Origin of the sequence: Pseudomonas sp. S09G 359 (assembly GCF_002843605.1) — a bacterium.
Lineage (GTDB): Bacteria > Pseudomonadota > Gammaproteobacteria > Pseudomonadales > Pseudomonadaceae > Aquipseudomonas.
In genome coordinates this window covers 4361009-4373209 of the sequence record NZ_CP025263.1, presented here as the reverse complement: position 1 = coordinate 4373209, position 12201 = coordinate 4361009, and the positions used below count along the sequence as shown (strand labels likewise).

Here is a 12201-nt window from a genome sequence, read left to right as displayed (position 1 = left end):
AAATGTGGGAGGGGGCAAGCCAGCTCCCACAGGTATTTGTGGTGTTACAGAGCTTGGTATTTCAGGGTGAAATCGAGTTGGGTTGACTGGCCTTGTTCCAGCAACTTCAACCCGGGCCTACCCAACAAGTGATGCGCATTCACCGGATGACTCACCGGCTCAATGCAAAAGAACCCCAACCCCGGCGGGCAGAACAACAGGAAGTAATCGGCCCCAGTCGCCTGGCATTCCAGCGTATACCCAAGCTCCGGTTGTTCGATCACACAATGCCCGTCCCATTGGCAAAACCCATTGTCCACCAGGCCCTCCGGGAGTGCCTTGGGCTGGCTGAAATCCCAATCCGCCGGGATTGACGTCAGCCCCGTGGGCAGCTTCGATGCATCACTCAACCACACCTGTGCAGCCTTGGCCTGCAAGCGTGTACCCGGCCGACGCGGCAGGTAGGGATGCAGCCCCAGCCCGTGCCAAGCGGGCTTTTCAGCCAGATGCGTGACGCGCAACTGGATACTCAGTTCACCGTCGTGCAGGCGAAACCGCTGCTCAGCGCGATAGGCGAACGGCGTGTCGCACACGACCTCCAGCACCACTTCATCCGCCGCCTGGCTGACCACCTGCCACGCCTGTTGCCAGGCCGAGCCATGAATCGGCAGCGGGTCGAGCGGGTTGTTGGGCGTCAGCGCCAGCCAACCGTCGGGGTTGTCGAAACCGCCTTCGGCAATCCGGTTGGACCACGGTGCCAAGGGGTAGCAGCCCAGCTTGCCCGGCAACCCGGTATGGATCGCGTGCTCATCGCTGTGGCGCAACAGCGGCTGGCCGGTGGCACGCACCGTCCAGTTGACGATGCTGCCGCCCACAGCGGGCGCCAGGGTGAGGTGGGTGAATTGATCTTGGAGTTCGACGAAGTTCGAAGACATGCTGTTCCGCCGTATGAAATAGAACAAAGCTTGGTGTTCAAAAGTGGGAGCGGGCTTGCTCGCGAAAGCGCTGTGTCAGACGGTAAATCCTTTACCGGTGTATCGCTTTCGCGAGCAAGCCCGCTCCCACATTTGATCTTTGTTGTCTTGAAGAAAGGTTTACAGCACCAGTCCTGGCAGCCACAGTGACAAGGCCGGAATGTAGGTCACGGCCATCAACACCAGGAACAATACCCCATAGAACGGCAGCAATGCCTTCACGGTTTTCTCGATGCTGACCTTGCCCACCGCCGCGCCCACAAACAGCACCGCGCCCACCGGTGGCGTAATCAAACCGATGCCGAGGTTGACCAGCATGATCATGCCGAAGTGCACCGGGTCGACGCCGATGCCGAGGACCACCGGCAGCAGGATCGGCGTCAGGATCAAGATCAGCGGCGCCATGTCCATCACCGTGCCGAGCAACAGCAGCATGGCGTTGATGCACATCAGGATCACGTAGCGGTTGTCCGACAGGGTCAGGAACAGCGTGGTGATCTTCGCCGGGATCTGCATCAACGTCATGATGTAGCCGAAGCTGGCGGCGAAGGCGATCAGGATCATCACGATGGAAATGGTGCGCACCGTGCGGTGCATCAGCTTGGGCAGCTCGCGCCATTTGTAGTCGCGGTAAATGAACATGGTGACGAAGAACGCCCAGAGCACGGCGATCGCGGCGGACTCGGTGGCGGTGAAGATGCCCGAGAGGATACCGCCGAGGATGATCACCATGGCCATCAGGCCCCAGAGCGCATCGGCGGCGATTTTCAGCGCCTGCTTGAGGGGGATGACTTCGCCTTTGGGGTAATTGCGCTTTTTCGCGAAAATCAGGCACAGCACCATCAGGCACGCACTCATCAGCAGCCCTGGCACAACCCCTGCCATGAACAGCGAGGCGATGGACACCGTGCCGCCGGCCGCCAGGGAGTAGAGCACCGAGTTATGGCTGGGCGGGGTCAGCAACGCCTGCACCGAGCCGCTGACGGTGACCGCCGTGGCGAATTCGCGGGGGTAACCGCGACGCTCCATCTCCGGGATCAGTACCGAGCCGACCGAGGCGGTGTCGGCCACCGACGAGCCGGAGATCGCGCCAAAGAACGTCGAGGCCATGATGTTGACCAGCGACAGACCGCCGCGCACAAACCCCACCAGCACGCCGGCAAATGCCACCAGCCGCCGCGACATGCCGCCCTCGGCCATGATCGCACCGGCCAGCACAAAGAACGGAATCGCCATCAGCGAGAACTTGTTCACCCCGCCGGCCACCTGAATCATCAAGGCCTGGAACGGGATGTCGATCCACCATGCGCCGATCAGCGCCGACAGCCCGAGGGCGTAGGCCACCGGCATGCCGATCAGGATCAAGGCGATAAAGCTGCCCAACAGAATCAATGCGTCCATATCAGGCAGCCCCTTCGTTTTCTTCCACCAGGTCAAAGCGCACCACGCGCCGGTTGCTCTGGTCACCGAGCAGGAGTTTTTCCAGCACAAACACCAGGGTCAGCACGCCACCAATCGGGATGGGCATATAGGTAATGCCCACCCGCAGGGTCGGGATGGCGCTCATGAACTGGTTCCAGGTGGACAGGCACAGCTTGGTGCCCCAAATGGCCATGAACAGGCAGATGGTCGCCATCAGCAGTTGGGAAACAATGCCGACGATCCGGCGTTGGGGGGGAGACAAGCGGTCAGTGACAACGGCCACCGACATATGCGCCCCGGCGCGGTAGCTGGCGGCGGCGCCGACAAAGGTGAATACCAGCATCAGCAGGATCGCGGTGGGCTCCGGCCAACTGGAGCCGGCGCCGAGGATGTAGCGGGCGAAGATGCCCCAGGGAATGATCAGCGCCACCCCGAGCACCGAGAGGCCGGCGACCCAGATGCAGGTCATGTAAATGCGGTCGTTGATGCGCAGCAGCAAATTCTTCATGGCGTTCACCGTAACCGGGCGCGTCGATGCGGACCGCGCCGGGCCTTGCTAAAGGGGAGGGTGATTACTCGACGGCGTCGATGCGCTTGATGATGTCGGCGTAGGCCGCACCGTATTTGGCGCGAACCGGAGCGGTGGCGTCATAGAAGGGTTTTTTGTCGACGGTGATGAACTCGACGCCGGCGGCCTTGAGCTTTGCCTCGCTGCTGGCGGACTTGGCGTCCCACAGCACGCGCTCGTCAGCCTGGGCGGCCTTGGCGGCGGTTTTCACCATGTCCTGCTGGGCGGGGGTGAGTTTGTTCCAAGTGATTTTCGACATCACGATGGGCTCGGGCAGGATCAAGTGTTCGGTGAGGGTGTAGTACTTGGCGTTCTGGAAATGGTTGTGTTCGAGCAGGGTCGGCGGGTTGTTTTCGGCACCGTCGATAACCCCGGTCTGCAAGGCGCTGAAGATCTCGCCGGTGTCCATGGCGATACCGTTGGCGCCCATTTCATTGAAGGCTTCGATGAACAGCGGGTTGCCCTGTACGCGAATCTTCATGCCCTTGAGGTCTTCAATTTTGCGTACCGGCTTCTTGGTGTAGAGGTTGCGCGTGCCACCGTCCATCCAGGCCAGGGCCACCAGGCCGAATTCGGAGTTGGTGATTTTGCCGAGGATCTCGTCGCCGATCTCGCCATCGATGACCTTGCGCATGTGCGCCTGGTCGCGGAACACGAACGGCAGGTTGAACACGTTCACGTCCGGTACCACCGGGCCGACGATGCCGAGGCTGACGCGGGTCATCTGCACCGCGCCGACCTGGGCCTGTTCGACCACTTCTTTTTCGGAGCCCAGCACGCCGCCGGGGAAGTATTTGAAGGTCAGCTCGCCGTTACTTGCCTTGGTCAGGGCCTTGCCCATGTTTTCTTCGGCGACGACGGTGGGGTAGCCGGCGGGGTGGATGTCGGCGAATTTGATTTCCAGCGCGTGGGCCGCGCTGCTGAGGGTGAACATTGCGGCGACGAGCAAGGTGCGTTTGAAGTCCATGAGGTGTCACTCCTGTGTTTTATTTTTGTTGTATTCAAGGCACGGCGGTGTAACTAGACGGTGAACGTGGGCTCCGGCAATCCGCTGACGCCGGGGTTGAGGGCAAACACGCCACCGGCCAGCGACTGTTCACTGTGGTCATCACGGATCGAAGTGACGAACAGGGTGTCCAGGCGGCTGCCGCCAAAGGCGCACATGGTGGGTTTTTTTACCGGCACAACCAGAGAGCGGTCCAGGCGGCCATCGGGGGTGAAACGGTGGATCAGGCCGGCGTCGTTGGCGCAGATCCAGTAGCAACCGTCGGCGTCCACGGCCGCACCGTCGGGGCGCCCGAGGTGCCGGTGCATGTCAACGAACACGCGGCGGTTGGACGGCGTGCCGGTCTCGGTGTCGTAGTCGAACGCCCAGATCTGTTGGACCAGCGGGTGTGAGTCCGAGGCATACATGGTGCGGCCATCGGGGCTGAAGGCCAGGCCGTTGAGGGTGATAAAGCCGTCGAGCAGCGCCTGGGGCGGCGAACCTGCCGCATAGCGGTACAGAATGCCGTCGGCGGCGTTCAGGCCCATGTTCAGCACCATGCTGCCAGCCCAGAAGCGGCCCTGGCGATCACAGCGGCCGTCGTTCAGGCGCATGTCTGCGCGTGGGTGCGCCAGAGCGGCCAACGCCGTGGTGTCGAGGCTGCCGTCGTTGTGCGGGGTGAGTTGGAAAAAGCCGCTTTCCATCCCCGCGACCCAGTTGCCCGCGCTGGTGCGGGCAATACAGGCGAGCATCTGCGGGGCTTTCCACGCCGCCACATGCCCGTTGGCGGCACTCCAGCGTTGCAGGCCGCCGTTGGGGATATCCACCCAGTACAGCGCGTTTTCCTCGGGCACCCACACCGGGCATTCGCCCACGGCATTGCGGGCGTCGACAATCAATTCAGCAGTCATGGCCACTCATTCCTTTGGGCTGGTCGGTATCAATCACCGAACGGGCCGGCCGCGCAGAACGCACCGCCCTGATAGACCTTGGCCGGGTCGTTGTCAGCCACCGGCGGTTGGGCTTCGACCTGGGCGCGGAACACTTCGGAGCTGTCTTTGGGGGCATAGCCCAGGTGGGCGGCGTAGCGGTTGTCCCACCAGATGCCCAGGTTATCCGACATGCCGTAGACCACGGTGTGGCCGACATTCGGCGTGTACAGCGCGCGCTCAAGCAGTTGGGTCAGGTCGTCGAAACTCAGCCAGGTGTGCATCATCCGGCGGTTCTGCGGTTCCGGGAACGAGGAGCCGATACGGATGCTCACGGTTTCGATGCCGTAGCGATCGAAGTAGAAACTGGCCATGTCTTCGCCATAGGACTTGGACAGGCCGTAGTAGCTGTCCGGGCGGCGTGGCGAGTGGGCGTCGATGGTTTCGGTTTGCTTGTAGAAGCCGATCACGTGGTTGGAACTGGCGAAGATCACGCGTTTTACCCCATGGCGACGGGCGGCTTCGTAGATATGAAAGGTACCGCTGATATTGGCACCGAGCACTTCTTCAAACGGGCGCTCCACCGACACACCGCCAAAATGCAGGATGGCATCGACACCTTCCACCAGGTGGTGCACCGCCTGTTTATCGGCGAGGTCGCAGGGTTGCACTTCTTCGTGGGCACCGGCCGGGGCCATGTCGGCGATATCCGACAGACGCAGCACATTGGCGTACGGCCGCAGGCGCTCGCGCAGGACTTTGCCCAGGCCGCCGGCGGCACCGGTGAGCAGCAGGCGGTTGAAGGGAGCAGGCGTGGTTGTGGTGGTCATGGGAATTCCAAATTTTTGTTGTAGGTTGTCGTATGACTATAGCGAAGTATTGTTAGGGATTCCCCAGGTTGTCAACGTTCTCCAGATGACCGCGTTCAAATGTGGGAGGGGGCTTGCCCCCGATGAGAGACTGTCAGTAGATGAATGTGTGACTGACCCACCGCCATCGGGGGCAAGCCCCCTCCCACAGGGGATTTTTTGTGGCTGGAAGATTGAGTCCTACAACAGTGAGATCGGGTAGCTGATAAAGATCCGGTTCTCATCAAACTCGTTGTTGCTGAAATCCCGACGCATGGTCGAGTTACGCCACTTCAGGTTCAAGTCCTTCAGCGCACCGCTCTGCACCGTGTAGGCGAGTTCCGATTCGCGGCCCCATTCCTTGCCGTCGGTGATCGCCCCGGTATGCACGTTACTGCCGCTGATATAGCGGTTCATCATCGTCAACCCGGGAATGCCCAGCACCACGAAGTTGAAGTCGTGGCGCACCTGCCAGGATTTTTCCTTGGCGTTGTCGTAGCTGGCGTTGTAGCTGTCGTTGGCCAGGGTGCCGCCGCTGGTGCCGTTGACGCGCATCCACACGCTGTCGCCGGTGAGTTTCTGCAGGCCCACATAGAAGGTGTTGCCTAGGTATTTGGCCGAGAGCAGGGCGAATGCGGTTTTGTTGTCGAGGTCGCCGGCCAGGGCGCTGCCGTCTTCCTTGCCGGTGAAGTAGCCCAGGTTGGCGCCCAGGGTCCAGTCGCCCACGGGTTGGCTGTGGGTCAGGTTGAAGTAGCGTTGCTGGTAGATGTCGCTCAATTCGGCGTACCACACGCCGACCTGGGTGCGTTTGTCATTGAAGCTGTATTCGCCGCCGCCGAAGTTGAACCGGTCTGAGGTGAACGCGGCTTTACCGTTCATGAACATGTCTTCCATGCTCGCGTCGTTGCGCGGGCTGTTGCCGCGAAACTGCCCGCCATAGAGGGTCAGGCCCGCGATTTCACTGGACGTCACCTGGCCGCCACGAAAGGTCTGGGGCAGGGAGCGGCCATCGTCGGAACGCAGGATCGGCAGCACCGGCATCCATTCGCCGACTTTCAATTCGGTCTTCGACAGCTTGGTTTTCAGCGCCACGCCCAGGCGCCCGAAGTTGTCGGCCGGGCGGCCATCGTCGTGGATCGGCAGCAGTTGCGTGCCGCCGGTGCCTTTGCCGCCATCGAGCTTCTGCGAGTACAGGCCCAGCACATCAATCCCGAAGCCGACGGTGCCCTGGGTAAAGCCGGACTTGGCGTCGAGAATGAAGTTCTGCGTCCACTCTTCCGCCTTGCCCTGAGGATTGCTCGGGTTGGTGAAGTTGCGGTTGAAGTAGGCGTTGCGCAGGTTCAGCGTGGCCTTGGCATCGTCGACAAACCCATCGGCCTGGGCGGCGAGGGGAAGGGTGAAGGCGAGGCTGCTGAGGCTGATGAGACCGAGACGAGAGGAGGAATTGCGGGCGAATTGACTCACAGTGAAGCTCCCTTTTCTTTTGTTGTTTTTATTATTTGTTATACGTCGTCGTACAACATTGGGGCTGATATTTGCGAGGTTTTCGTGGGGTGTCAAGCGGAAGTTATACGATGACCAGGTCGCGGCGATGTGAAGTGAGCACAATCAATGTGGGAGGGGGCTTGCCCCCGGTAGCAGTGTGTCAGTCAACATGAGTACTGCTGACACTCCGCTATCGGGGGCAAGCCTCCTCCCACACTGAGCGCATTTCAAGAGAAGGTTATCAGTGGGGGATGACCATGGGCGGAAGTGTGCCAAGCAGCGACACGGCCGCCACCGCTGAAACACCTAGTAGCCATTCCACCATCACACTGGTCTTCAAGGCACCCACCCTGTCTTCGCAGCGCTCCACGCGCAATCGATTCAGCAAGGCCAACGCCAACATGCCCAGCACCAACATCGCCTTGATCAGCAAAATCAGGGCAAAACCATTGAACAACGGGGTGGGCCACAACTGCCCGGTGAGCACGCGCACGTTGATCAAGCCGGTCACCAGCAACCCGGCGACCAAGCCATAACCCACGCCGCTGAAGCGTCGCAGAATCGGCTCCAGTGCAAAACCCTGCGGCTGCCGGAGGATCAACACCAGCAGCAACAGCCCGCCGAGCCAGGCGCCCACGCATACCAGATGCACCACCTGGTTGAGGATCAGCAATTGCCCGCTCAGCCCATCGAGCATAGCGCCGTGGCCGACCGGGGCCAGCGTCGCCAGCAGCAGGGCGGTCAACGGCAGGCGCAGGGCCGGCCAGGGTTTGGCCAGCACCATCACCAGTAGCAGGTTGAGCAACAGGTGCCAGACCCACACCTGGCCAAAAAAGGTTTTGCCCAGCAACAATTGCACGGTGGCGGGTTGCAACGCGGCGTCCCAACTGCCGGCCATGCTTGCCGTGATCAACAACAGCCAGGCGACGCCGGAAAGCAGCCCCACCCAGGCCAGGCCACGGTTGATGCGCAGCAACTGCCGGTCCAGCGCTGGCTGGGCGCCCGTGCCGAGCAACCAGGGCCTGAACACACAGGCCCCGAACATCAGCAACACGACTACAAAATGCACGAACCGGCACAGCACCAGCAGGGTCGCCATGGGTTATTGGCCGACCTTGAAGCTGTATTCACCGTTGCTCTTGTGGGTGTCGACCGACACCGCGTTCCACACCACCTTGTAGGTGCCGGCGGCCAGCGGCGCGGCAGGCGTGACCACCAGCACTTTTTTGTCGGCGTCCGGGGTTTCCAGGCCCTTGATGGCGAGTTCGGTGCCGTCCTTGCTCAGGGACACCTTGGTGAACGTGGCCTCGACGCCTTCGCTGAAGGTCAGGCGCAGATCCGCAGGCGCGGCGACGCTGCTGTCGGCCGCCGGCGTGGCGCCGGTGAGGTGGGCGTGGGCAAAGGCCGTCGAAGCCCCCAGCAGGGAGGCAAGCAGGGCAAGGGTGGTGAGGGTTTTCTTGATCAACATTGTGCAATACCAATCAATGGTTAGGAGCGGGCAGTGTACGAAGTTTCGGCTCAGCCTGTCGCCCCGATCTAGAGCGGATGGTAGTCTTTGAGCCACGTAGTTGTCAGGGAGCCCTTATGGGCAATCACAAGATCGGAATTCGTCGGAACAACGTCGAAAAAATCCTGTTGGCGGCGGAGAAAATCTTCGCCGAGAAAGGCTATGGCAGCACCGCCATGGCGGATATTGCCGAAGAAGTGCAACTGCCGCGTTCCAACCTGCATTATTACTTCACCACCAAGAGTGAGCTGTACAGCGCGGTGTTGTTCGACTTGCTGGAAGTGTGGAAGCAGGACGCCCTGAGCTTTGAAACCTTCGATGACCCACGGGTGGTGCTCAGCAGCTATATCCGCGCCAAGATGCAGCGCTCGCGCACGCGGCCCTATGGTTCGAAAGTCTGGGCCAATGAAATCATCCACGGCGCGCCCACCCTCGGTGAGGCATTGGATGAAAGCCTGTACGACTGGGCCAAGATGAAGGAAGCGAAAATTCGCCAATGGGTTGAGGACAAACGCATCCTGCCGGTGGAACCGTCGAGCCTGCTGTATATGATCTGGGCTTCGACCCAGCACTACGCAGACTTTGATCATCAGGTGAAGATCTTGAATGATCACCAGCCGTTGTCGGATATGCAGTTCGAGAAGGCGATTCAGACGGTGACAGGGGTGATTTTGCGGGGGATTGGGTTGGAGCCTTGAGTTTTTTGCTGGGGCTTATGGCCTCATCGGGGGCGGTGCGACGATTCGACTTGCCCCCGATGAGGGCCTAGAGACCTACACAGCCTCTCGGTAAGGATTCCTCGGATCCTGCGTCCAATTCAGAAACGGCTTGCCCGTGTCCATCGGCACCATCTCGATGCAATCCGCCACCGGGCAGGTGATCTGGCACAGGTTACAACCCACGCACTCGTCATCAATCACCTCGTACTTATGCGTGCCATCTGCCTGTTTCAAACTGGCGATTGCCTGGTGCGACGTATCCTCACAAGCTATGTGGCAACGCCCACAGCCGATGCAGGCCTGCTGGTCAATCTTGGCGATTACCTGGTAGTTGATGTCCAGGTACTTCCAATCCGTAGTATTGCCCACCGCCCGCCCGGAAAATTCCTGCAAGCTCGCGTACCCTTGACTGTCCATCCAGCGCGACAGGCCGTCTTTCATTTCCTCGACAATCCGAAACCCGTGCAGCATCGCGGCCGTGCACACCTGCACCGCGCCGCAGCCCAGGGCGACGAATTCCGCCGCGTCGCGCCAGTTGCCGATACCGCCGATGCCGCAGATCGGCAGGCCTTGGGTCTGCGGGTCGCGGGCGATTTCTGCGACCATATTCAATGCAATCGGCTTCACCGCCGATCCGCAATAGCCGCCGTGGGTGCTCTGGGTGCCGACCATCGGCAGCGCGACCATGCGTTCCAGGTCGACGCTGGTGATGGAGTTGATGGTGTTGATCAGCGACACCGCATCCGCGCCACCGCGATAGGCCGCGCGCGCCGCCACACGGATATCGGTGATGTTTGGCGTGAGCTTGACGATCACCGGCAGCGAGCAATACGTCTTGCACCAGCGCGTCACCTGTTCCACATATTCCGGCACCTGGCCCACCGCCGCGCCCATGCCCCGTTCGGGCATGCCGTGGGGGCAGCCGAAGTTCAGCTCGATGCCGTCGCAACCGGTGGCTTCCACCAGCGGCAGGATGTTTTTCCAGGATTCTTCCACGCACGGCACCATCAGCGACACGATCAGCGCGCGGTCGGGCCAGTCTTTTTTGACCTGGGTGATTTCCTTGAGGTTGATCTCCAGGGAGCGGTCGGTGATCAGCTCAATGTTGTTGATGCCCAGCACTTCACGGTTGGCACCGTAGTGCGCCGAGTAGCGTGACGACACATTCACCGCGGCCGGGTCTTCGCCGAGGGTTTTCCACACCACGCCGCCCCAGCCGGCTTCAAAGGCGCGGACCACGTTGTAGGCTTTGTCGGTGGGCGGTGCGGAGGCCAGCCAGAAGGGGTTGGGGGCTTTGATACCGGCAAATACAATCGAGAGATCGGCCATTACGCAGCCTCCACAGTCAGCATGAGTTGGGCGTGCATGGCTTCGGCGGCCAGCTTGCCGTGTTGCACCGCCTGCACGGTGAGGTCCTGGCCGAGGCTGACGCAGTCGCCGCCGGCGTACACCCCGGGAATACTGGTTTGCAGGTGTTCGTCGACGAAAATCCGCTCGCCCACGCGGTGCAGTTGCTGGGCCAGCGGGTCGTGCAGCGCCTCGCTGTCAAACCCTTGGCCGATGGCTTTGAAGACTGCATCGGCGGCCAGCTCGAAGGTTTCGCCGGTCGGGAGCAGGCGGCCGTTTTCCATACGCGTACGCAGGAAACGCATGCCGCGCACATGGCCCTGATCATCCAGCAAGACTTCCTCGGGTTGGGCCCAGGTCAGCAGGCGCACCTGGTTGGCCTTGGCGATGTCCTGCTCATGCTGGGTCGCGCCCATGTCGGACAGGCCACGGCGGTACACCAGGTTGACATCGCGGGCACCGAGGCGGGCCATTTGCACGGCCATGTCGATGGCCGTGTTGCCGGCGCCGAGCACGATGCAGCGGTCAGCCAGGGGCAGTTGGGTGAGATCATCGGCCTGGCGCAGTTCGCGGATATAGTCGGTAGCGGCGAGCAGCCCGGGCGCGTCCTCATGGGGCAAACCGAGCTGTTTGCTCGCCGCGAGGCCCAAGCCGAGAAACACCGAATCGAATTGCTGGTGCAGTTCGTTCAAGGTCAGGTTGCCACCCAGGCGTTGGCCGTGGCGGATCTCGATGCCACCGATTTGCAGGAGGAAGTCCAGCTCCTGCTGGGCAAAATCATCCACCAGCTTGTACTTGGCGATCCCGTATTCATTCAGGCCGCCGGCTTTTTCCCGGGCTTCGAAAATCACCACGTCATGCCCGTGCAAGGCTGCGCGGTGGGCGCAGGCGAGGCCGGCCGGCCCGGCGCCGACTACGGCGATACGCTTGCCGGTCGGCGCGGCGCGCTGGAATGGGTGCTCGCTGAAGTGTGCGTTGTCGATGGCGTAGCGTTGCAGCAGGCCAATCAGCACCGGGGCGCATTCTTCGGCGTTGTTACGCACACAGGCTTGCTGGCAAAGAATCTCCGTGGGGCAAACCCGCGCGCAACTGCCGCCGAGGATATTGGCCGAGAGGATTTTTTGCGCGGCGCCTTGCACGTTTTCAGTGTGGATATTGCGGATGAACGACGGGATGTCGATTTCGCTGGGGCACGCGTTCACGCACGGCGCGTCGTAGCAATACAGGCAGCGCGAGGCCTCCAGTTGCGCCTGGCGCGCATTCAGCGGCGGCGCCAGGTCGGTGAAATGGCTGGCGAGGGTTGCACCATCCTCAACGGGATGGGGGAGGTGGGTCAGGGTCTGGATCACGGTTTTGGCCTCACGGTTTTTTTTGGATTGCCTCTAGCGGGCATTTTTGTTGCCTGTTCGGGCCTCATCGGGGGCAAGCCCCCTCCCAC

Annotated in this window: 12 protein-coding genes; 1 reads left to right on the top strand and 11 read right to left on the bottom strand. The window is 61.4% G+C overall.

Annotation, left to right across the window (positions count from 1 at the left end; all coding sequences use genetic code 11):
- Nucleotides 1–44: 44 nt before the first annotated feature.
- From CXQ82_RS19820 to copC, 9 genes are all read right to left on the bottom strand, one after another.
- Nucleotides 45–914, bottom strand: coding sequence for an aldose 1-epimerase (locus tag CXQ82_RS19820; protein ID WP_101271912.1), 870 nt, complete (start codon nt 912–914; stop codon nt 45–47).
- Between the two features lie 159 nt (nt 915–1073).
- Nucleotides 1074–2354: a TRAP transporter large permease gene (locus CXQ82_RS19815; protein ID WP_101271911.1), complete on the bottom strand. Its 1281-nt coding sequence runs from the start codon at nt 2352–2354 to the stop codon at nt 1074–1076.
- Between the two features lies 1 nt (nt 2355).
- Nucleotides 2356–2883 carry a TRAP transporter small permease gene (locus tag CXQ82_RS19810; RefSeq protein ID WP_101271910.1) on the bottom strand — a complete coding sequence of 176 codons (528 nt, stop codon included), beginning with the start codon at nt 2881–2883 and terminating at the stop codon, nt 2356–2358.
- A gap of 64 nt (nt 2884–2947) precedes the next feature.
- Nucleotides 2948–3910: a TRAP transporter substrate-binding protein gene (locus tag CXQ82_RS19805; RefSeq protein WP_101271909.1), complete on the bottom strand. Its 963-nt coding sequence runs from the start codon at nt 3908–3910 to the stop codon at nt 2948–2950.
- 53 nt (nt 3911–3963) lie between these two features.
- Nucleotides 3964–4839: an SMP-30/gluconolactonase/LRE family protein gene (locus CXQ82_RS19800; RefSeq protein ID WP_101271908.1), complete on the bottom strand. Its 876-nt coding sequence runs from the start codon at nt 4837–4839 to the stop codon at nt 3964–3966.
- Between the two features lie 29 nt (nt 4840–4868).
- Nucleotides 4869–5687 (bottom strand): NAD(P)-dependent oxidoreductase, encoded by an 819-nt coding sequence (locus CXQ82_RS19795; RefSeq protein ID WP_101271907.1) that lies wholly within the window; start codon nt 5685–5687, stop codon nt 4869–4871.
- 219 nt (nt 5688–5906) lie between these two features.
- On the bottom strand, nt 5907–7169 hold the full coding sequence (locus CXQ82_RS19790) for an OprD family porin (protein WP_101271906.1): 1263 nt from the start codon (nt 7167–7169) through the stop codon (nt 5907–5909).
- Between the two features lie 262 nt (nt 7170–7431).
- Nucleotides 7432–8289 carry a copper homeostasis membrane protein CopD gene (copD, locus tag CXQ82_RS19785; protein WP_101271905.1) on the bottom strand — a complete coding sequence of 286 codons (858 nt, stop codon included), beginning with the start codon at nt 8287–8289 and terminating at the stop codon, nt 7432–7434.
- Between the two features lie 3 nt (nt 8290–8292).
- The gene (copC, locus tag CXQ82_RS19780; RefSeq protein ID WP_101271904.1) at nt 8293–8658 is read right to left on the bottom strand and encodes a copper homeostasis periplasmic binding protein CopC; all 366 of its coding nucleotides are present in this window, start codon (nt 8656–8658) and stop codon (nt 8293–8295) included.
- A gap of 116 nt (nt 8659–8774) precedes the next feature.
- Here copC and CXQ82_RS19775 point away from each other — a divergent pair, with 116 nt between their 5' ends.
- On the top strand, nt 8775–9395 hold the full coding sequence (locus tag CXQ82_RS19775) for a TetR/AcrR family transcriptional regulator (RefSeq protein WP_101271903.1): 621 nt from the start codon (nt 8775–8777) through the stop codon (nt 9393–9395).
- Between the two features lie 75 nt (nt 9396–9470).
- Here the strand turns inward: CXQ82_RS19775 and preA are convergent, their stop codons facing one another.
- Together preA and CXQ82_RS19765 are read right to left on the bottom strand one after the other, a co-directional pair.
- A complete protein-coding gene (gene preA / locus CXQ82_RS19770; RefSeq protein ID WP_101271902.1) occupies nt 9471–10745 on the bottom strand; it encodes an NAD-dependent dihydropyrimidine dehydrogenase subunit PreA in 1275 nt (424 codons plus the stop codon).
- Nucleotides 10745–12112 (bottom strand): NAD(P)-dependent oxidoreductase, encoded by a 1368-nt coding sequence (locus CXQ82_RS19765; protein ID WP_101271901.1) that lies wholly within the window; start codon nt 12110–12112, stop codon nt 10745–10747. The genes preA and CXQ82_RS19765 overlap by 1 nt, the downstream gene beginning before the upstream one ends.
- Nucleotides 12113–12201 lie beyond the last annotated feature (89 nt).